The organism is Aquaspirillum sp. (genome assembly GCF_055136605.1).
This window is the reverse complement of record NZ_JBSQVP010000001.1, coordinates 69600-89866: the sequence shown is the minus strand read 5'-3', so window position 1 is coordinate 89866 and position 20267 is coordinate 69600. Positions and strand designations below refer to the sequence as shown.

Sequence of the window (20267 nt, the reverse complement as noted above, 5' to 3'; positions counted from 1 at the left end):
CGTCGATGTTTCCACACTTGGCTATGGCTTGCCCAGATAGGTGATAGGGTCGACCGGCTTGCCAAACCGGCGGATTTCAAAATGCAGTTTTACCTGATCAGCGTCCGTATTCCCCATCTCTGCAATTTTCTGGCCCTTCTTCACATCGTCGCCTTCTTTGACCAGCAAATGACGGTTGTGTGCGTAAGCGGAGAGGAAGGTTTTATCGTGTTTAATGATGATTAACTTACCATAGCCACGTAAACCGGTTCCGCTATACACCACTTTGCCCGAATTTGCTGCATACACAGGCTGGCCACTTTTCCCTGCAATATCAATGCCTTTATTGTTTTCATTAAACGAGGCGATTAACTTGCCTTGCACCGGCCAAATCCATTCTGCATTCAAGTTGCCGGGTGCGACTTCGGCTTTAGTAGTAGTGCTGGTGTTTTTCTCTTTTTCAAGTGATTTTGAATCTTTTTGTTCTGTTTTACTATCGGTTTTTGCCTCGGCAACTTTACTGCTACTTACCGCTGCCGAGGGTTTTTCTGCGGCAGTCTTCTCTGCCGGTTTTTCTGCTTTGGCCACTTCGGTTGGCTTCGCTGGGCTCATTGCTTTGCCTTCCGCTTTTTCGCCAACCTGAGCTGCTGCTTGGGCAGAATACGGCTGTTTCACTGCTTTTGGATAGGTCTTTTGTGTCTCACTCTGTTGCCCTGTACGACTGCTTGGCACAGCAGAAGGTTCGCTGACAGCAACCGCAGGGGGTTTAGCGTGATCCACCACCGGACGGGCTTGATTAAAGAGTTCTTGGTTGTTTCGCAAACGCAACACTTGACCCACTTTGATCTCGGCTGGATCGGCAATACCGTTTAATTCGGCCAGCTCGCGATAGCCCAAGCCATTGTTTAAAGCAATACGAAATAGGTTGTCCCCTGCCTTGACGACATAGGTTTCTGGCGGCAGCTCATCTTCACCCAGCGTTGGCTTGGCGACAGCAACCGGTGTGGTTGGCACAATAGGTTTGACCGGCGGTTGAGGGGGGGTACGCAGTGGTGCTGCCGGTGGTGCGGAGAGGACTTGTATTTGGCCAGAGGGCGGCGGTTGATAAACGGTTGCTGCACTTTGGCTCGGTATCGGTAACGGTGTGGCAACCACAGGAGAAGTTTCCATCCCTGGGCGATTTTTATGCACGATTGGGGCGGGCTCTTGCACCAAACTTGAACAAGCAGACAGCCCGATTACCACCACAGGTAGGCATCGCATAAGATGACGAGAAGGGAAAAAAGACATGCAAAATCATCCTGAATGACATCTTCCCCAACTGACTGCTGGGGAGGGTTTCAGCGTCAGCCCATCACTGGCGCAATACGCTGGATAATAGGGTTGTTTTATGCGCTACTGGCGGCTTGTGTGTCACAAAGCCGCAGGGAACCCTAGCCACGTCCCGCTAATAGGGGCACAAAGCGAACTGGATCATAACGGGTGCGACGTTGTTGGCGGTCTATCTCTTCAATCACCCATAAATGCTGCTGTGTGGCATCCCCCAACGGCATGATAATTCGCCCTTGGGGTTTTAATTGGGTCAATAAAGCCGCTGGCACATCACGACTGGCCGCTGTGACTAAAATCGCATCATAGGGTGCGGCCTCAATCAAACCGGCTTGACCATCGGCATGAGCCAAACGGGCATTGCGAATGTTGAGGGCTTTTAGGTTGGCACGGGCGCGCTCTAACAATGTCCCCAGTCGTTCGACAGAGAAAACCTCATCCACTAAGCAGGACAAAATACTGGTTTGATAGCCGCAACCCGTACCAATTTCTAATACCTTGCGCGGTTTCAGCGGAGACGCCAACAACAACTCACTCATTCGCGCCACGGTATGGGGCTGAGAAATGGTCTGTCCTTGTCCCAATGGTAAGGCAGCATCATCATAAGCACGACTTGCTAGCGCAGGTTCAACGAAGACATGACGTGGAATATTGAACATGGCTTGTAGTACCTGTTCATTTTGTATTCCTCGGTCGCGCAGTCGTTCAATCATGCGCAACCGTGTGCGCTCTGATGTCATGCCAATACCATTACGAATCAGATTCATCCCACCATGCCTCAAGTGTTGCTAATTGCGCGTAGGCGCTTAGGTCAATTTGCAACGGAGTAATTGAAATTTTTCCAGCTGCATTTGCATGGAAATCTGTCCCTGGGCCTGCGTCCTGAGCACTGCCTACCGGCCCCACCCAATAGACTGTTTCACCACGCGGGTTCTGTGTTTTGATCACGGGCTCGGCATGATGACGACGGCCCAAACGGGTGATTTCCACCCCTTGAATATCCTGCCACGGTCGATCTGGCACATTGACATTCAACAACACTGGTGCAGGGAGTGGCCGATTTTGGATGCGCCGCACCAAGCGAGAGGCAATTTCGACTGCCGAAGACAGATGCTCACCAGGTTTGCCGGTCAGTGATAGCGCAATTGACGGCACGCCGAGTAAAAATCCTTCGGTTGCCGCTGCGACAGTACCGGAATACAGCGTGTCATCTCCCATATTGGCACCGTGGTTGATCCCCGACAGCACGAGGTCTGGCAGATGATCCAACATCCCCGTGACAGCCAAATGCACGCAATCGGTGGGGGTGCCATTGACGTAGAAAAACCCATTGGGAGCTTTACGCAACGACAACGGGCGATCTAAGGTCAATGAGTTGCTGGCGCCACTGCGGTCACGCTCCGGTGCCACCACGGTAACATGGCCAAAGGCTTGCATCGCCTCGGCCAACGCAGCAATACCGGGTGCAAAGTAACCGTCATCATTGCTAATTAAGATATTCATGTTTTGCTCTGTTAGGCGTAATAGCGCTGGCTGAACTCCAGCATACGCTCAATTGGCAATCGGGCCGCATCCATCTGTTCAGCGCTGAGGTAATCAATCCGTGTGCCCTCACCTGCTTGTGCCCGACGCACCGCTTCGATGGTATTCATCTTCATGTAAGGACAGGAATTGCACTGACAACCAGCGTAAATCGGCGCTTGGCGCAAATCTAGGTCAGGGCGTGCTTGGCTCATATTGAACAAAATACCATCTTCGGTGGCGACAAAAATCGGTGCTGTCACCGCACCTTGATAGGCTTTTACCCAATTCAACATACCAGAGGTTGAACCGACATAGTGCGCTTGTTTCAGCACAGGCAAGGGGCTCTCTGGGTGGGCAATTAAAGAATACGGACCTTCGACTTCCGTAAAAGCGGCTTGTAAGGCTGCTTCATTAAATTTGTCGTGAACTTCACAAACCGCACTCCACAAAGGCATATCATACCCATATTGATAATTCAAATAGGCGCCCATATTGCGGTCAGGTGAGAAAATGACTTTTTTCCCTTCGGCATACAAATGCGCAATGATATCGTCAACATTGCGTGAAGTCACAATCCAGTCGGATAAAGCTTTATGTTCGGCAGAAGAATTGATATACGAGACATGAACATAATCACCATGTCTTTCACGCCAAGCGCGTAAGGCATTGACATCGGTTTGTGTCACCAAAGAACACGTGGAACCTGCATCCGGCAAGATCACTTCGGCTTGCGGGTTCAAGATTTTGGCGGTCTCCGCCATAAAACGCACGCCAGCAAACACAATGATGTCTGCTTGGGCATCGCGGGCAAAGAGCGAGAGTTCCAAACTGTCACCCACCTTGTCGGCCATGCCTTGAATCTCGGGAGTGGTGTAGTAGTGGGCGAGCGTGACAACGCGTTTGCTCATAATGAAGAAGCTCCTGAAATGCCGCCAGACGACGTATCGATGTGCGGAATAAGACGAAATAAAGCGGTCAAACATAGCAAAAAAGCGACAACACGGCTAGGCAAAAGCCGGCAAAGCGGTATTCATTTTTGTGATCAATTCTATTTTCAGCGCATAATTGCTGCATTGCACAATCGAAAAACTTGGCTGGACACGCAACCCGCACCCCAGCCACCTTCATACGGGAATAAACATCATGAAACCTCACTATCTCACCCCTCTGTTTGCGCCAAAAGCGGTTGCAGTGGTGGGTGCCAGCGACACCGCCGGATCGATTGGTCAGGCCATTTTTTCCAACATCTTAGTCTCTGGCTACAAAGGCAAGCTCTACCCAGTTAACCTCAACCGCAAGTTGGTGGCGGGTATTGCTGCGGTGTCTTCGGTGCGGATGATCGAAGGGCCAGTTGATTTGGCGGTGTTTGCTACGCCAGTCCGCACTTGGCCAGCGGTGGTGAAAGACTGTGGTAAAAAAGGGGTCAAAGCCGTTGTTTTGGTGAAAGAGTTTGGCGACTTTGAGCCGCTTGAAGCCGAAGTGATCGAAGAAACCGTTGCCAGCGCACGCAAATATGGTATTCGTGTCCTCGGTCCCAATACCTTGGGCTTGATGCGTCCGATCATTGGCATGAACGCAAGTAACTACGCTGGCCGTGTCAAGAGTGGCAACCTAGCTTTAGTGGCACAATCCAGCGCGTTGTGTACCGCCATGCTCGATTGGGCTGATGCCAAAGGAATGGGCTTTTCAAGTGTGGTGTCGATGGGGGAAGGGTCGGATATCGACTTTGGTGAAATCCTCGATTATCTGGTGGCCGACCATAACACGCAGGGGATTTTGATTCACACCCATCATATCCATGATGCCCGCCGCTTTATGAGTGCGCTACGCGCCGCTGCGCGCAGTAAACCTGTGGTGGTGATTAAATCGGGACGCAGTGATGCCCACCTCAACGGTATCACCGAATCGAGCCATCTGATTGATGATGCTGACGTATTTGATATGGCTTTGGCCCGCGCCGGTGTGCTGCGGGTGAATACCATTGCCCAATTATTTACTGCCGCCCGTGTGCTGGCGGCCAATTATCGTACGCAAGGTGGTCGCATTGCGATTGTGACCAATGGTATTGGCCCCGGTATTTTGGCGGCAGACAGTGCCATTTCCAACGGCGTACCGCTGGCTCAACTCAGTCCTGAAACCCTCGCCCAACTCGATCACGAGATGCCGCGAGATTGGTCGCGGGGTAATCCAATCGACATCATCGGTGATGCCAGCCCTGCCCGTTTCCGTACCGCAGTCAAAGTGGCGGCACAAGATCCAAACGTCGATGGCATCTTGGTGATCTTTACCCCTCAAGCAGGTACAGATCATCTCGCCACCGCTGAGTTGATGGCCAGCCTGCAAAAAGAAATTCAAAAACCGCTGTTTATGTCATGGTTAGGCGATGCCCGTGTGGCAGCCAGTCGCGAAGTGTTCAGCCGTGAAAAAATTGCCCATTTCCGGACGCCTGAATTTGCTATTGAAGTGTTCCGTGCTTTGGCAGCCTTCCATCATAACCAACAGTTGGTATTACAAACCCCCGGACCACTCAAAGAAGAAGCGACCCCACCGAATATCCATGCTGCCCGCGAGATTATCGAAACCGCAATGAACCAAGGGCGTGAGGTATTGAGTGAGATTGAATCGAAGATGGTGCTAGAAGCCTTCCACATTCCAACCAATCCAGCCCGTTTGGCACGGACGGCTGATGAAGCAGTGGAATTGGCACAAACCTTCGGCTATCCAGTGGTGTTGAAAATTGACTCACCCGATATTTTGTATAAATCGGATGTCGGCGGTGTCGAGCTGAATATCCGCACAGAAATTGCATTGCGTGCCATGTTCAGCGCGATTATTGAACGTGCCCGTGAAAAAATGCCGAATGCCAACATCAACGGCATCATGGTGCAACCGATGGTAAAACGCCCATACGGTCGTGAACTGATGTTGGGCTGTACCCATGACAATACCTTCGGCCCAGTATTGACCTTCGGCGCAGGGGGTATTGCGGCAGAAGCATTAGACGATCGCAAATTGTCCTTGCCACCGCTGAATGATTACTTGGCCAACAGCATGATTGATGGCACTCGCGTGAATCGTATCCTCGGCAGTTTCAAGAACATGCCTGCTATCGACCGCGAGGCACTAAAAGCGACTTTGTTGCGAGTGTCGGAAATGGTGTGTGAATTGCCCGCCATTTATGAAATGGAAATTAACCCGCTGATTGCCGACGAACAGGGGGTTTTAGCATTGGATGCACGAATTATTGTTCGTGCGCCACAAGGCAACCGCCGTCGCTACGGTCATATGGCCATCATGCCGTACCCCACTGATTTAGTGGAATACATGACCTTGCGTGATGGAACCGAAGTGATGATCCGCCCGATGCGTCCAGAAGATGCCGATATGCAGCAGGAGTTTGTACGCAGCTTGTCAGAGGAAAGCCGCTTTAATCGCTATATGTCGAGCATTAAAGAATTGTCGCGTCCGGTGTTGGTACGCTTCACCCAGTTGGACTACGACCGTGAGATGGCGCTGTCGATGGTGGCGACTATTGAGGGCAAAACGCAACAGTTAGCAGCCTCGCGTTACTTTATGAATCCAGACAATGAGTCATGTGAATTTGCGCTGGTGGTTGGCGATGATTGGCAAGGGCGCGGTATTGGCGTGATTATGATGGAGCGTCTATTTGACGCTGCACGCCAGCAGGGCTTGAAAATCATGTACGGCGAAGTGTTGGCCAATAACAAAGGCATGTTGAAGCTAATGGGTAAATTAGGCTTCAAAATCGACCCTCATCCAGAAGATCGTGCCCTGACTTGGGTCACTAAGGTCTTGATTGAGGACTAATTGTGCGAACATCGTTTGCCGGCAGCCGGACTTTCTGTGTAGAATGTTCGGCTTTTACGCAATCGGTTTTTGGAAGGTTTTGAAAAATGGTCGTAATTCGTCTTGCCCGTGGCGGTGCTAAAGATCGTCCTTTCTTCAACATCATCGTCGCTGACTCTCGCAGCCGTCGTGATGGTCGTTTTATCGAGCGCATCGGTTTCCACAACCCTGTCGCTAACGAGAAACAAGAACGTACTCGTATCGCTCTCGATCGCCTGAACTACTGGCTCGGTGTTGGCGCACAGTTGTCTGACTCTGCTGCCAAAATCGTCAAAGAGTTTGAAAAGAAAGCTGCTGCCTAATTCGGCATGACAGCACAGATGATGAAAAATCCAGCACCTGATACAGACATGGTCGTCATGGGCTATGTCTCCGGTGCATTTGGTGTGCGCGGTTGGCTCAAAATCCACGCTGAAACCGAATACGCAGACAGCTTATTCGACTACCCAGAATGGTGGTTAGGTCAACCCGGCCAATGGCAACGCTATACCTTTCTCGACGGGGCTGTTCAGCCGAAAGCCGTCGTAGCACAGCTAGAAGGCATCAACGACCGCGATCAGGCTTTTGCCTTGCGGGGTTCTTTGATTGCCATTCCACGTGCTGCATTGCCTGCCGCAGAGGAAGGTGAGTTTTATTGGGCAGATTTAATCGGCCTGAGTGTGATTAACCGCGAGGGTCAAACCTTAGGTAAGGTCACACGGCTGTTTGAAACCGGCGCAAATGATGTTCTAGTGCTTGAAGACAGTGAACAACAAGAAATCATGATTCCTTTTGTTGCTGTTTATGTACTAGAAGTCGATATCCAAGCGGGCACTATCGTCGTCGATTGGCAAGCTGATTATTGATTGGCGAAACCTCGATGCACATTGATGTCATTACGCTGTTTCCAGCGATGTTCGACGCGATTACCGCGCATGGAATTACCCGTCGCGCGCTAGAACAAAAAATTTGGTCATTCCATAGCTGGAATCCGCGTGATTTCGCGCATGATAACTACCGCACCATCGACGATCGCCCTTATGGGGGTGGGCCAGGGATGGTGATGATGGTAGACCCATTACATCAAGCGATTGAAGCTGCTCGTGCACGGCAATATGCCGCCACTGCGGCACAATCCCATGTAGTGTATCTCTCTCCCCAAGGTAAACCGCTGACAGACAGTAAGGTGTGCCAACTGGCCACTTTGCCGAGTTTGATTCTATTGGCAGGGCGCTATGAGGGGGTAGATGAACGCTTGATTGCACAAGATGTCGATGAAGAAATTTCTATCGGTGACTATGTGTTGTCGGGAGGGGAACTGCCAGCCATGGTGTTAATGGATGCCATTTTGCGGCGTCTGCCTGGTGTGCTTAACGACAATCAGTCGGCAGAGCAAGACTCTTTTGCCAGCGGTCTACTCGACTGCCCACACTACACGCGCCCCGAAGTGTACAACGGGGAAGCTGTGCCCGAAGTTTTATTGTCAGGCAATCACGCTGCTATTGCCCAATGGCGATTAAAACAATCGCTTGGACGTACAGCAGAACGACGGCCTGATTTGTTGTTAGCACGCACTTTAAGTAAACAGGAATCTCGGCTGCTGGCACAGTATCAGCAGGAACAAGATTCCACAAAAAAGGACTGAAAACATGAACTTGATTCAGCAACTGGAACAAGAAGAAATCGCTCGTTTGGGTAAAACCATCCCTGAATTTGCCCCCGGTGACACCGTGATCGTGCAAGTGAAGGTGAAAGAGGGCAACCGTGAGCGTCTGCAGGCTTACGAAGGCGTGGTGATTGCAAAACGCAACCGTGGCCTGAACAGCGCCTTTATCGTGCGTAAAATCTCCTCCGGCGAAGGCGTTGAGCGTACCTTCCAAACTTACTCCCCGCTGGTGGCAAGCATCGAAGTGAAACGCCGTGGTGATGTGCGTCGCGCCAAACTGTACTACCTGCGTGACCGTTCCGGTAAATCCGCTCGTATCAAAGAAAAACTGCCAGCGAAAAAAGCCTCTGCTTAATTCGCCAGACAGCAAAAAAGCCCACCAATTGGTGGGCTTTTTTGTTGCGCTTGTGTTGCGTTAGATGGCTGCTTCTTCCACCGAGGGTGCTGCTGACTGTGGTGCTTCGGGGAAGTGCAAAATCACCCGTTCGTTGTCATCCAAATCTGCGGTGACTTCACCTCCGCCTACCAGACGACCAAACAACAGCTCATCAGCCAAAGCTTTGCGTAACGAGTCTTGAATTAAACGCGCCATTGGCCGTGCGCCCATCTGTGGATCAAAACCTTTCTGTGCCAGATAGCGTTTGAGTTTGTCTGAGAAGTGAATATCCACTTTCTTCTCTGCCAATTGCTGCTCAAGCTGCATCAAGAATTTGTCTACCACTCGCAGAATAATTTCTTCATCCAACATCCGGAACGAGATAATCGCATCTAGGCGGTTGCGGAATTCGGGTGTAAACAGACGCTTAATATCAACCATCTCATCACCGACCGCACGACTGTTAGTAAAGCCGATGGTGGCTTTAGATAGGCTTTCCGCCCCAGCGTTGGTGGTCATGATAATAATCACGTTGCGGAAATCGGCTTTACGGCCATTGTTGTCGGTTAATGTACCGTGGTCCATCACTTGCAACAGGATGTTGAAGATGTCTGGATGGGCTTTTTCAATTTCATCCAACAACAATACTGAGTAAGGATGTTTGGTAATTTGTTCAGTCAACAAGCCACCTTGTTCAAACCCAACATAGCCGGGGGGGGCACCAATCAACCGGCTGACCGCGTGGCGTTCCATGTACTCTGACATATCAAAGCGTAGTAGCTCCACGCCCAAGATATACGCCAGCTGTTTGGCCACTTCCGTTTTACCGACCCCAGTTGGGCCACTAAACAAGAATGCTCCAATCGGTTTGCTTGGATTGCCCAATCCAGACCGTGACATTTTGATGGCCGATGATAAGGCTTCAATCGCCTTGTCTTGTCCAAAGACCACCGATTTAAGATCACGCTCAAGTGTTTTCAGGGTGTTGCGGTCATCACTTGAGATGGTTTTTGCTGGAATACGCGCAATTTTAGAAATGATTTCTTCAATCTCATGCTTTGAAATCACTTTCTTCTGCCGTGACTTAGGCAAGATTTTTTGTGCGGCGCCCGCTTCATCAATCACGTCAATGGCTTTATCTGGCAAATGACGATCGTTGATATACCGTGCCGATAACTCTGCTGCCGAACTCAAGGCCGACGCGGTATATTTCACCCCATGATGGGCTTCGAAACGCGATTTCAGTCCTTTGAGAATCTGAATGGTTTGTTCCACTGTGGGTTCGACAACATCAATTTTTTGGAAACGGCGGGAGAGCGCGTTATCTTTTTCAAAGATGCCACGGTATTCGTTATATGTTGTTGCGCCAATACAACGCAGCAGGCCGCTGGATAAAGCAGGCTTTAACAAGTTAGAGGCATCGAGTGTGCCACCTGACGCTGCACCAGCTCCAATCAGGGTATGAATCTCATCGATGAACAAAATGGCGTTTTCGTCTTCCGTCAGCTGTTTAATCACTTGCTTCAGACGTTGTTCAAAATCACCGCGATACTTCGTGCCGGCCAGCAATGCGCCCATATCGAGCGAATAGACCACTGCCTCACGTAATACGTCAGGCACTTCGTTACGCACGATACGGCGCGCTAAACCCTCGGCAATCGCGGTTTTACCGACCCCTGCCTCACCAACCAGCAAAGGATTGTTCTTGCGCCGACGGCACAACACTTGAATCACGCGCTCGACTTCGTGATCGCGACCAATCAGTGGGTCTACTTTGCCTGCTAACGCCTGTTGGTTGAGGTTTTGCGTATAGGCATCGAGCGGGCTGTTGCTGCTGCTGCCTTCTTGTTCTTGCTCGTTATCGTCGTGGTTGCGCGATTCGGCCGGCGGAGGGGATTTTTGTTTACTCACACCATGAGCAATAAAGTTCACCACATCCAGACGGCTGATGTTTTGTTGATGCAGGAAGTACACTGCATGTGAATCTTTCTCGCCAAAAATGGCGACCAAAATATTGGCACCGGTCACTTCTTTTTTGCCGGAGGATTGCACATGCAAAATGGCACGTTGGATAACGCGTTGGAAACCCAAGGTGGGTTGAGTTTCTACCTCATCATCCCCTTCCACTTTCGGGGTGTGTTCTTCGATAAATTGAGTCAGTTGTTGCCGCATCTGCTCAAGATTAGCCCCACATGCCCGCAGCACATCCGCAGCCGAGGGGTTATCTAGCATGGCCAACAGTAGATGTTCCACACTGATGAACTCATGGCGTTTTTGCCGAGCGTCCATGAAGGCCATATGCAGGCTGACTTCCAGTTCTTGGGCGATCATTTGTTTTCCTCCATGACGCATTTAAGGGGATGATGATGGGCGCGTGCACTTTCATGCACCTGCATCACCTTAGTTTCTGCAATGTCACGTGTAAACACACCGCAAACACCGCTGCCTTCATTATGGACTTGGAGCATGACACGTGTGGCACGTTCCCGATCCAAATGAAAGATTTCCTGCAAAACCTGTACCACAAAGTCCATAGGGGTGTAATCGTCGTTCAACAACAACACTTTATACATCGGTGGTGGTCGTAGTTTTTGTTTTTCTGGCGCAAGGCCAACATTGTCTTGATATTGTGGGTTAGACATCGTACTGCTTTCCTGTCTGATCGAGTTTCAATCTTGGCCTTATATTGCCTGTTTTCAAGGGATTGCGGGGGAATCACAAAATTATCATGCACAATGACTTGACGGGCTGGCAAGAGTCGCGTACAACGTCCCACAGGTGGATTGCATGAGGTCTGCAACACAAACAGGGCTTGCCCTTTTTATGCTGCTCTAACCTGTGTTATTTGGGGATCCCACCGCCCTGTTTTTGTATTGATAGGAAGTTTCAAATGGCAACTGGTACCGTCAAATGGTTTAACGACGCTAAGGGTTATGGTTTTATCACTCCGGATGACGGTGGTGAAGATCTGTTTGCCCACTTTTCGGCAATCAACATGAACGGCTTTAAAACGCTGAAAGAAGGCCAACGTGTTTCTTTCGAGCTGACTCAAGGCCCTAAGGGAAAACAGGCTTCCAATATTCAGACTGCCTAAGCTTTTCCAGACATGAGAAAAACCCGCCTTCTGGCGGGTTTTTTTATGCCTCGCGTAATCCTGCTGGTAGTGCAAATACGGTGTTTTCTTCGACACCATCCAATTCTGTAATCTGCGCAACGCCCAAGCTTTGCATCCGCGCAATCACTGATTGCACTAAGACCTCAGGCGCAGAGGCCCCTGCAGTCAATCCAATCGAGTGTTTACCGACAAACCACTCTGCTTGTAATTCGTCTGCCTGATCGACCATATAGGCAGCTACACCGCGACTGGCGGCGACTTCACGCAAACGATTCGAATTTGAACTGGTCGGTGAACCAACCACAATCACAATGTCGCATTGCTGCGTTAATGCTTTTACCGCATCTTGTCGGTTTTGTGTGGCGTAACAGATATCGTCTTTCTTCGGGCTTTGAATGGCCGCAAAGCGTGCACGCAAAGCGGCAACAATTTCTGCCGTTTCATCGACAGACAAGGTGGTTTGACTGACGTAGGCTAATTGGTTTGGATCGTTGACTTGTAAAGCTGCCACATCCGCCACGGTTTCAACCAAATACATGCCTCCCTCAGATTGCCCCATCGTTCCCTCAACCTCAGGGTGGCCGGCATGACCGATCATAATGATTTCACAACCGGCTTCACGCATCTTTTTGACTTCTACATGCACTTTGGTCACCAAAGGACAGGTGGCATCAAACACATGCAAACCTCGTTCAGCTGCCTGTTGGCGGACAGATAGAGGGACTCCGTGGGCTGAGTAAATCAGCGTGGATCCTTCTGGTACTTCTGCCAAATCCTCAATAAAAATAGCGCCTTTTTGCTTGAGGTTTTCTACCACAAAGGTGTTGTGCACCACTTCATGCCGCACATAAATCGGTGCACCAAAGCGTTCCAATGCCCGTTCAACAATTGCAATGGCGCGATCAACGCCAGCACAAAAGCCACGGGGATTGGCCAGAATAATTGAAGTTGTCACGCCTTATTCCTTATTTTTCCCAGAACGGAAGCCATCTAACACCATCAATACCGCACCAACGGTGATGGCGCTATCTGCGATATTAAATGCTGGCCAATAGAAGTCTTGCCAATACCACTGGATAAAATCAATCACATGGCCATATAGCACACGGTCAATCAAGTTACCGATGGCACCTGAGAGAATCAAGGCACAGGAGGCATCCATCAGGCGACTTTGCTTACCCTTGACTAGCATCCAACTCAACACGGCGGCCACGGCAAGCGCCAATAGCGTGAAAAAGTGCCGTTGCCAGCCGCCTGCATCTGCCAAGAAACTAAACGCAGCGCCGGGGTTGTAGAGCAACGTCCAATTCCAGACATGCGGGATGACCTCGCGCACTTCACCATATTGCAACTGGCTGTCAAACCACAGCTTGGTCACCTGATCTAACAGCAATAACACCCCCGCCACGCCGAACCAGCGTAGCGGTTGACGGGGTGTTGCTACCGAGGGCAGCTCAGACATGCGCTCTTACCTCACCTGTGCCAGCGATATTGCTTACACAGCGACCACACAAGGTTGGATGTTCGGCATGTTGTCCCACATCAGCGGTGTGATGCCAACAACGTTCACATTTCTCGTGGCTGGTTGGTGTAACGGTGATTTGCAAGGTCTCGCCTGCCAGCAGTTGGGTGTGCGACACGATCAAAGCAAATTTGAGATCGTCGGCCAAGGTGGCTAAGGCGGCATATTCGGCAGCAGGGGCAACAAGTGTGACCTCAGCTTGCAATGATGAACCGACCTTACCCGCCTCGCGCTGTGCTTCGATTTCTTTGTTCACTGCTGCGCGCACCGCACGTACCAAAGGCCAAACCTGTGCTAACTGTTCGGCATCGGCTGGTTGTGGAATATCGTGCCATGTGTGGTACAGCGTGCTGTCTTCCTCATCACCCGTTAACACTGCCCACGCTTCATCTGCGGTAAAGCAGAGAATAGGTGCCACCAGCAGCAATAGGCTGCGGGTGATGTGCCACAGCGCCGTCTGTGCGCTACGGCGTGCCACACTGTTGGCTTGGGTGGTATAGAGGCGGTCTTTCAGGATGTCGAGGTAGAACGCACCTAAATCCTCTGAGCAATAGCCAACAATTTCTTGTACTGCTAAGTGGAAGGCATAGCGTGGGTAGTAATCGCCCGTGATACGCTCAGAGAGCTGTTTGGCGCGCACCAGTGCGTAACGGTCGATGTCTAGCATCTGCTCGATGGCCACGGCATCGGTTGCGGGAGAAAAATCAGATAAGTTGGCCAATAAGAAACGCAGCGTGTTACGCAGGCGGCGATAGCTGTCCGTCACGCCTTTGAGAATCGTGTCGGAAATTGCCAATTCGCCAGAATAGTCCGTCGCGCCGGTCCACAAACGCAAAATATCCGCACCAAGCGAGTCATTGACCTTTTGCGGTGCAACCACATTCCCCATCGACTTCGACATTTTACGGCCTTGACCATCGACTACGAAACCGTGGGTTAACAGCTGGTCGTAAGGTGGGCGACCATCCATGGCGCAACCGGTCAATAACGACGAGTGGAACCACCCTCGGTGTTGGTCTGACCCTTCGAGGTAGAGATCAGCAGGGTAGGTCAGATGCTCGGCATGGGTGCCACGCAAGACATGGTAATGGGTGGTGCCAGAATCAAACCACACATCCAAAGTGTCGCGCATTTTGTCGTATTGTGCTGCTTCGTCACCGAGTAGTTCTTTAGGATCGAGTTCAAACCATGCGTTAATACCACCTTGTTCAACCCGCTTGGCGACTTCTTCCAGTAAAGCGAGGGTGTTTGGATGGGGTTGCCCCGTTTCTTTATGTAAAAAGAACGGAATGGGCACCCCCCAGTTACGTTGACGCGACACACACCAATCAGGGCGATTTGCGATCATCGCGTGTAAACGGGCTTGTCCCCATGCTGGGAAGAAAGCGGTATTTTCTACCCCTTGCAGCGCGCGTTCACGCAGTGAACGACCTTCTACCTGTTTATCCATCCCAACAAACCACTGTGTCGTTGCACGATAGACCACAGGGGTTTTATGGCGCCAGCAGTGCGGATAGCTGTGCTCAATTTTTTCCGCCGAGAATAAACAACCGACTTCGCGCAGTTTTTCGATAATCTGCGGATTGGCCTGCCAAATGTGTTGACCACCGAAAAAGGGTAATTGGCTGGCGTAGGTACCGTTGCTGGTTACTGGATTTAAAATCTCATCATTGCTCATTCCGTGTTTACGGCAGGAGTCAAAATCCTCTAGGCCATAAGCTGGCGCGCTGTGCACCACACCGGTACCGGCATCTAATGTCACATAATCACCTGTGAACACTGGCGAAGTGCGGTCATAGAAAGGATGTTGGAAACGTAAATGATCGAGGGCCGCGCCTTTACAACGGGCGATTTCCTCGCCTTCCAAGCCAAAGCGTTTTAACGCAGACGCTGCCAACTCTGCCGCGACCACCACTAAACCACGTTCTGTGTCCAACAACACATAGTCAAATTCAGGATGCACATTTAACGCTTGGTTTGCTGGGATCGTCCACGGTGTGGTTGTCCAAATCACCATATAGGCGGTTTTTTCAGCAGGTAGTGCCGCTAAACCAAAAGCCTGTGCTAGTTTTTCTGGTTCCGCGCAAGGAAAACCGACATCGATAGTCGGGGAGTGTTTGTCTTGGTATTCGACCTCTGCTTCTGCCAATGCCGAACCACAGTCAAAACACCAATACACCGGCTTCAGGCCTTTGAATAAATAGCCCTGTGCAAACAACTGCCCTAAGGCACGAATCTCTCCGGCTTCTGAGTGATAACTCATGGTGCGATAGGGGTTGTCCCATTCACCTAATACACCGAGGCGGATAAAGTCTTTTTTCTGCCGCTCAATTTGAATTGCGGCGTAATCACGACATAACTCACGGATAAACGATGCTGGCAAATCAGTTGCTTTGGCATCTAAACCGTGAGCTTGGCGGTATTCAACGATTTTGGCGTGAATGGTTGGTGCCGCAGCAACAGCTGTTTTATCGCCTTTCACCAATTTTTCGATTTGATGTTCAATCGGCAAACCGTGGCAATCCCAGCCGGGGACATAAGGGGCATCAAAACCCGAAAGGGTTTTTGAACGCACAATCATGTCTTTCAAAATTTTATTCACGGCATGGCCAATGTGGATATCACCGTTGGCATAGGGTGGGCCATCGTGCAGGATAAATTTAGGCCGTCCTGCTGCATGTTGACGCAGCTTTTGATAACGCTGTTGTTGTTGCCATTGCGCTAACCAGTTGGGTTCACGCTTGGCTAAATCGCCACGCATCGGAAAAGGCGTATCAAGTAGGTTTACAGTTTTACGGTAATCAAGGCTCATGCGGGCTCTCGTACATCAATTGATCAATGGAAAAAGGCGCGAGCGGCAGCAGCATCGCGAGTAATTTGGGCAACCAGCTGTTCTAGGCTGTCGTATTTTTCTTCATCACGCAACTTAGACAAAAAGCGGACGGTGATGCGTTGCCCATATAAATCTTCTGCAAAATCAAAGAAATGGACTTCTAGGTGATAGTCTGGACGTGGCGAGATAGCAGAGGTCACGGTGGGGTTTAATCCTAAACTTGCGACCCCGCGTAAACAGCCGAAAGTGGTTTCTGCTTCCACCACAAACACCCCTTGCAATGCGGGTTTGCGATGCAACAAATTGACATTTGCCGTTGGGAAGCCGAGGGTACGGCCCAGTTTCTTACCGTGGATCACCCGACCAGAAATCTGGTAATCCGCGCCCAATAAGCGTTTTGCCAATACCAAATCGCCCTGTTGCAATGCCTGTCGCACCAGCGAACTTGAGACTCGCTCACCTTCTAGTGCCAAGGTTGGCATGGCTTCTGTTTCAAAAGAAGGTTGTGCGGCGAGTAAGCTAAAGTCACCTTCACGTTTCGCCCCAAAGCGAAAATCATCACCAATCAACAGATAACGCGTGTGTAACTGTTGGCACAGCATTTTCTCAATAAAAGCCTGTGGGCTGAGGGCTGCAAAAGCACGATTAAAACGTTGCACAATCACATAATCCACCAAGCCAATGGCCTCTAACCGCGCTAAACGATCACGCAGGGTGGTGAGGCGGGCGGGCGGGTCGAGTGGGGTAAACAATTCACGCGGGAGTGGCTCAAAGGTCAGTAAGGCGGTTGGCAACCCTCGCCGATGCGCTGCCTCACGCAAATGTGCCAACATCGCCTGATGCCCCAAGTGCACACCATCGAAATTGCCAATCGTCAAAGCACAGGGTGGGATGGCGATAGCAGAAGAAGAACCAGAATAGACCTGCATCAGAAAAATTACGCCACGGGGAGAAAGGCTCAGATTGTATGCTGCATCGAAGCAATAAAAAACCCCGTCCAGTGGGACGGGGTGGTGAAGCGGGCAATAATCAGTCGATTATTTTGCAGCTTCTTCGCGCATAGCGGAGATTTCAACATCAACGCGGCGATCTGGTGCCAAGCAGGCAATCAGGTCAGCACGTTTTTTGAATTTCGCTTGGCACTCTTTGGTCATCTTGGCTTCGGATTCACCGTTACCAACCGAAGTCACGCGATCTGCAGGAATACCACCGGCCACCAGGTAGTTTTTCACAGCATTAGCACGACGCTCGGACAGTGCTTTGTTGTAGGAATCGGAACCCAAGTAGTCAGTGTGACCAACCACTTCAACCGCTTGCAAATCAGCGCCATTGCTTTTGATTTTGGCAATCACAGGATCAACGGCTTTACGGCCATCAGCGCGCAAGGTGGATTTGTTGAAGTCAAACAGCACTTCTGCGCTCAAAGACACTTTTTCTTTCACCAGTTTTTTCACTGGAGCCGCTTTTTTCTCGGCATCACCGCACTCAACCAAGCCGTTGGTGGCTTTGTCGAATGCGCTGGTGCGCCAGCATTCGTTGTAGCTGTTGCGAACCACGCTATCGGTGCCTTGATCGGCCAAGTAGCCTGGCTTAACAGCGTGAGCTTGTGCGGACAGCAGTGCTACCAGCATCGCACCAGCAAGGCTAGTCAATTTCAATTTGTTCGAAGTTTTCATCCGATATGCCTCTTGTTTATTTAAGGAGTGTTAGCGATGCGCCTAGAACCCGCTCACTGCAAAGACAGGGCATTGCCAAACTGTTGTTATGCAGTTAGCGGCCAATATAGGTTTTGGGCTCTACCCTTGTCAATTCGGGCGCGCCGCGAAACGTATCCTATACACAACACTTTGAGCGCAAAAATTATCATCTTGGGGGCAAAGTTGTTGTTTTTTTACAAATGTCACGGCTTTTCGTGACGGCGTAAGAAATAGGGGAGTGGACGAGCCCAAGTGCTTTGATAGCCATCTGAGAAGTCTTGCAAACCGCGCAAGACACCCGCCACCCGCGTTTCATCGTGAGGGGCGAAGCTGTCAAAACCAACTTGTGCCAGATAATAAGCCTGATCTTGACCGATATCACCCACGGCGCGCAACTCGCCAGTATAACCATAACGCTCACGCAATAGGCGTGCTGTGCTATATCCCCGCCCATCGTGAAACGCAGGGAAGCAGACTGCAATCGCGCTGACTTGCTGCAAGGTTGGGAGCAGTAACGCTGGATCTTCCTCTGGTTGCAAATAAACACCGACTGGGGCGCTATGTGCTAAACAAGCGGCATGATGATTTAACCAACTGACCAATGGCACCCAGATCGCCCCCGTTGGTAAACCCTCGGCGGGGTTGATTTCGTCAACCCAAGTGAATTGTTCTTCTACCTCAATTCCGCGTCTAACTAGCTTTGGCATACACTCGTTCCTTAAACACATCAATTCCAATACGACGGAAGGTATCCAAGAAACGCTCTTCCGGTTCACGTCGTTCGACATAGACTTGAATGATTTTTTCAATTACATCTGGCATGGCTGCCCGAGCAAAGGATGGGCCAATGACTTTGCCCAAACTGGCATCGGGGCCTTGGTGACCACCGAGGGTGATTTGGTACCATTCCTCACCGTTTTTATCGACACCCAATACCCCGATATTGCCGACATGGTGATGCCCACAGGCATTCATACAGCCAGAGATATTCAAGGCAATATCACCGAGGTCAAACAAGTAATCGAGATCGGCAAAGCGGCGCTGAATTGCTTCGGCGACAGGAATCGATTTTGCGTTGGCCAAACTACAGAAATCTCCCCCCGGACAGCAGATAATATCGGTTAACAAACCTGCATTCGGATGGGCTAAACCGACTGCGTCTGCGGCTTGCCATAAAGTAAACAAATCACGCTCGGCCACGTGTGGCAACACAAGATTTTGTTCATGGCTGACACGAATTTCACCAAAGCTCCATTGCTGTGCCCACTCAGCCACTTTCTCCATTCGATCTGCATCTAAGTCGCCAGGGGCTTGGCCAGTGGCTTTCAAGGACAAAATTGCAGCACGGTAACCCTGTTGTTTATGCAGATGGGTATTGCGTTTCACCCAACGGGCAAAAGCCGGTACCTCGGCTAGCGCGGTTTGGAAGGCAGTGTCAGGTTGAGTCAAGGTTTCATATTGCGGCACAACAAAAGCCTGTGCAACACGTTGAATCTCTTCGATCGTTAAGGTTGCTGGGCCATCTTTTAAGTGCGCCCATTCTTCTTCTACCTTGGCAGCAAAAGCTGCGACGGTCATTGCCTTGACGAGGATTTTAATCCGCGCTTTGTATTTGTTATCACGCCGACCAAAGCGGTTATAAACACGTAAGACTGCATCAAGATACGTTAACAGATGTGGTGCAGGGAGGAATTCGCGTACTACATCACCGATCATCGGTGTCCGTCCCAATCCACCGCCGACAATCACTTTAAAGCCAATTTCACCTGCCGCATTACGTTGCATGTGCAAGCCAATATCATGGACAAATGTGGCAGCACGGTCTTGAGCACTGCCTGCAACGGCAATTTTGAATTTACGTGGTAAGAAAGCAAATTCAGGGTGTAAGGTGCTCCATTGCCGGATAATTTCACACCACGGGCGAGGATCAACAAACTCGTCCGCTGCTACACCGGCAAAGACATCGGTGGTGGTGTTGCGAATACAGTTACCCGAGGTTTGGATGGCGTGTAAATCTACCTCAGCTAAACGCTCTAAAATATCGGGTACTTTAGGCAGCTCAACCCAGTTGAACTGGATGTTTTGCCGGGTGGTGAAGTGACCATAGCCACGGTCAAAATCACGGGCGATCTCTGCTAACTCCCGTAACTGGCGACTGGACAACACGCCATAAGGAATGGCCACTCGCAACATCGGCGCATGGCGTTGGATATACAGACCATTCTGTAACCGCAATACACGGAATTCATCTTCAGATAACTCACCGGCTAAAAAACGGCGGGTTTGGTCACGAAACTGTGCCACCCGTTCACGAACGACCCGGCGGTCAAACTCATCATATTGATACATAGCAACTCACTTTATGCAAAACAGCGCGGTT

19 protein-coding genes are annotated in these 20267 nt (G+C 50.6%); 6 read left to right on the top strand and 13 right to left on the bottom strand.

Translation table 11 applies throughout. The features are described 5' to 3' along the window. Positions 1 to 21 precede the first annotated feature (21 nt). From ACTBZS_RS00440 to nadA, 4 genes are all read right to left on the bottom strand, one after another. Positions 22 to 1269, bottom strand: coding sequence for a peptidoglycan DD-metalloendopeptidase family protein (locus ACTBZS_RS00440; RefSeq protein WP_463042969.1), 1248 nt, complete (start codon positions 1267 to 1269; stop codon positions 22 to 24). Positions 1270 to 1412: 143 nt separating this feature from the next. Further along, the gene (locus ACTBZS_RS00435; RefSeq protein WP_460430830.1) at positions 1413 to 2075 is read right to left on the bottom strand and encodes a protein-L-isoaspartate(D-aspartate) O-methyltransferase; all 663 of its coding nucleotides are present in this window, start codon (positions 2073 to 2075) and stop codon (positions 1413 to 1415) included. Next, a complete protein-coding gene (gene surE / locus ACTBZS_RS00430) occupies positions 2059 to 2811 on the bottom strand; it encodes a 5'/3'-nucleotidase SurE (RefSeq protein ID WP_460430829.1) in 753 nt (250 codons plus the stop codon). The genes ACTBZS_RS00435 and surE overlap by 17 nt, the downstream gene beginning before the upstream one ends. Before the next feature lie 11 nt (positions 2812 to 2822). Then, entirely contained in the window at positions 2823 to 3740 is a 918-nt protein-coding gene (gene nadA / locus ACTBZS_RS00425) for a quinolinate synthase NadA (protein ID WP_463042968.1), read from the bottom strand. A gap of 235 nt (positions 3741 to 3975) precedes the next feature. Between nadA and ACTBZS_RS00420 the strand changes: the two genes are divergently transcribed. The 5 genes from ACTBZS_RS00420 (at position 3976) to rplS (ending at position 8699) form a co-directional block, all read left to right on the top strand. Further along, a complete protein-coding gene (locus ACTBZS_RS00420; RefSeq protein ID WP_460430902.1) occupies positions 3976 to 6660 on the top strand; it encodes a bifunctional acetate--CoA ligase family protein/GNAT family N-acetyltransferase in 2685 nt (894 codons plus the stop codon). Between the two features lie 86 nt (positions 6661 to 6746). After that, a complete protein-coding gene (rpsP, locus tag ACTBZS_RS00415; RefSeq protein WP_460430903.1) occupies positions 6747 to 7001 on the top strand; it encodes a 30S ribosomal protein S16 in 255 nt (84 codons plus the stop codon). Positions 7002 to 7022: 21 nt separating this feature from the next. After that, entirely contained in the window at positions 7023 to 7544 is a 522-nt protein-coding gene (gene rimM / locus ACTBZS_RS00410; RefSeq protein ID WP_463042979.1) for a ribosome maturation factor RimM, read from the top strand. 14 nt (positions 7545 to 7558) lie between these two features. Continuing rightward, positions 7559 to 8323: a tRNA (guanosine(37)-N1)-methyltransferase TrmD gene (gene trmD / locus ACTBZS_RS00405; RefSeq protein WP_463042967.1), complete on the top strand. Its 765-nt coding sequence runs from the start codon at positions 7559 to 7561 to the stop codon at positions 8321 to 8323. Between the two features lie 4 nt (positions 8324 to 8327). Then, on the top strand, positions 8328 to 8699 hold the full coding sequence (rplS, locus tag ACTBZS_RS00400; protein WP_460430905.1) for a 50S ribosomal protein L19: 372 nt from the start codon (positions 8328 to 8330) through the stop codon (positions 8697 to 8699). 60 nt (positions 8700 to 8759) lie between these two features. On the opposite strand, the gene clpA is transcribed toward rplS, so the two are convergent. Continuing rightward, positions 8760 to 11051, bottom strand: a complete 2292-nt coding sequence (clpA, locus tag ACTBZS_RS00395) for an ATP-dependent Clp protease ATP-binding subunit ClpA (RefSeq protein WP_460430906.1) — start codon at positions 11049 to 11051, stop codon at positions 8760 to 8762. Then, complete coding sequence (clpS, locus tag ACTBZS_RS00390; protein WP_463042966.1) at positions 11048 to 11362, bottom strand: ATP-dependent Clp protease adapter ClpS; 315 nt, start codon at positions 11360 to 11362, stop codon at positions 11048 to 11050. Before clpS ends, clpA begins: the two co-directional genes overlap by 4 nt. A 248-nt stretch (positions 11363 to 11610) precedes the next feature. On the opposite strand from clpS, the gene ACTBZS_RS00385 reads away from it, so the two are divergent. Beyond that, positions 11611 to 11814, top strand: a complete 204-nt coding sequence (locus tag ACTBZS_RS00385; protein WP_027405071.1) for a cold-shock protein — start codon at positions 11611 to 11613, stop codon at positions 11812 to 11814. Positions 11815 to 11857: 43 nt separating this feature from the next. Here the strand turns inward: ACTBZS_RS00385 and ispH are convergent, their stop codons facing one another. From ispH to ACTBZS_RS00350, 7 genes are all read right to left on the bottom strand, one after another. After that, positions 11858 to 12790: a 4-hydroxy-3-methylbut-2-enyl diphosphate reductase gene (gene ispH, locus ACTBZS_RS00380; RefSeq protein WP_463042965.1), complete on the bottom strand. Its 933-nt coding sequence runs from the start codon at positions 12788 to 12790 to the stop codon at positions 11858 to 11860. A 3-nt stretch (positions 12791 to 12793) separates the two neighbouring features. After that, the gene (gene lspA / locus ACTBZS_RS00375; RefSeq protein ID WP_022652746.1) at positions 12794 to 13297 is read right to left on the bottom strand and encodes a signal peptidase II; all 504 of its coding nucleotides are present in this window, start codon (positions 13295 to 13297) and stop codon (positions 12794 to 12796) included. Then, positions 13290 to 16169: an isoleucine--tRNA ligase gene (gene ileS / locus ACTBZS_RS00370; RefSeq protein ID WP_463042964.1), complete on the bottom strand. Its 2880-nt coding sequence runs from the start codon at positions 16167 to 16169 to the stop codon at positions 13290 to 13292. The genes lspA and ileS overlap by 8 nt, the downstream gene beginning before the upstream one ends. Before the next feature lie 23 nt (positions 16170 to 16192). Continuing rightward, a complete protein-coding gene (locus ACTBZS_RS00365; RefSeq protein WP_463042963.1) occupies positions 16193 to 17119 on the bottom strand; it encodes a bifunctional riboflavin kinase/FAD synthetase in 927 nt (308 codons plus the stop codon). Positions 17120 to 17227: 108 nt separating this feature from the next. Beyond that, complete coding sequence (locus ACTBZS_RS00360; protein WP_463042962.1) at positions 17228 to 17866, bottom strand: OmpA family protein; 639 nt, start codon at positions 17864 to 17866, stop codon at positions 17228 to 17230. 224 nt (positions 17867 to 18090) lie between these two features. Beyond that, entirely contained in the window at positions 18091 to 18594 is a 504-nt protein-coding gene (locus tag ACTBZS_RS00355; protein WP_022652743.1) for a DUF934 domain-containing protein, read from the bottom strand. After that, complete coding sequence (locus ACTBZS_RS00350) at positions 18578 to 20236, bottom strand: nitrite/sulfite reductase (protein WP_463042961.1); 1659 nt, start codon at positions 20234 to 20236, stop codon at positions 18578 to 18580. The genes ACTBZS_RS00355 and ACTBZS_RS00350 overlap by 17 nt, the downstream gene beginning before the upstream one ends. Between the last annotated feature and the right edge of the window lie 31 nt (positions 20237 to 20267).

What these genes read in the sequence shown, in the direction of transcription:
- ACTBZS_RS00440 (WP_463042969.1), bottom strand. Translation starts at nt 1,269, where the DNA reads ATGTCTTTTTTCCCTTCTCGTCATCTTATGCGATGCCTACCTGTGGTG.
- ACTBZS_RS00435 (WP_460430830.1), bottom strand. Translation starts at nt 2,075, where the DNA reads ATGAATCTGATTCGTAATGGTATTGGCATGACATCAGAGCGCACACGG.
- surE (WP_460430829.1), bottom strand. Translation starts at nt 2,811, where the DNA reads ATGAATATCTTAATTAGCAATGATGACGGTTACTTTGCACCCGGTATT.
- nadA (WP_463042968.1), bottom strand. Translation starts at nt 3,740, where the DNA reads ATGAGCAAACGCGTTGTCACGCTCGCCCACTACTACACCACTCCCGAG.
- ACTBZS_RS00420 (WP_460430902.1), top strand. Translation starts at nt 3,976, where the DNA reads ATGAAACCTCACTATCTCACCCCTCTGTTTGCGCCAAAAGCGGTTGCA.
- rpsP (WP_460430903.1), top strand. Translation starts at nt 6,747, where the DNA reads ATGGTCGTAATTCGTCTTGCCCGTGGCGGTGCTAAAGATCGTCCTTTC.
- rimM (WP_463042979.1), top strand. Translation starts at nt 7,023, where the DNA reads ATGAAAAATCCAGCACCTGATACAGACATGGTCGTCATGGGCTATGTC.
- trmD (WP_463042967.1), top strand. Translation starts at nt 7,559, where the DNA reads ATGCACATTGATGTCATTACGCTGTTTCCAGCGATGTTCGACGCGATT.
- rplS (WP_460430905.1), top strand. Translation starts at nt 8,328, where the DNA reads ATGAACTTGATTCAGCAACTGGAACAAGAAGAAATCGCTCGTTTGGGT.
- clpA (WP_460430906.1), bottom strand. Translation starts at nt 11,051, where the DNA reads ATGATCGCCCAAGAACTGGAAGTCAGCCTGCATATGGCCTTCATGGAC.
- clpS (WP_463042966.1), bottom strand. Translation starts at nt 11,362, where the DNA reads ATGTCTAACCCACAATATCAAGACAATGTTGGCCTTGCGCCAGAAAAA.
- ACTBZS_RS00385 (WP_027405071.1), top strand. Translation starts at nt 11,611, where the DNA reads ATGGCAACTGGTACCGTCAAATGGTTTAACGACGCTAAGGGTTATGGT.
- lspA (WP_022652746.1), bottom strand. Translation starts at nt 13,297, where the DNA reads ATGTCTGAGCTGCCCTCGGTAGCAACACCCCGTCAACCGCTACGCTGG.
- ileS (WP_463042964.1), bottom strand. Translation starts at nt 16,169, where the DNA reads ATGAGCCTTGATTACCGTAAAACTGTAAACCTACTTGATACGCCTTTT.
- ACTBZS_RS00365 (WP_463042963.1), bottom strand. Translation starts at nt 17,119, where the DNA reads ATGCAGGTCTATTCTGGTTCTTCTTCTGCTATCGCCATCCCACCCTGT.
- ACTBZS_RS00360 (WP_463042962.1), bottom strand. Translation starts at nt 17,866, where the DNA reads ATGAAAACTTCGAACAAATTGAAATTGACTAGCCTTGCTGGTGCGATG.
- ACTBZS_RS00355 (WP_022652743.1), bottom strand. Translation starts at nt 18,594, where the DNA reads ATGCCAAAGCTAGTTAGACGCGGAATTGAGGTAGAAGAACAATTCACT.
- ACTBZS_RS00350 (WP_463042961.1), bottom strand. Translation starts at nt 20,236, where the DNA reads ATGTATCAATATGATGAGTTTGACCGCCGGGTCGTTCGTGAACGGGTG.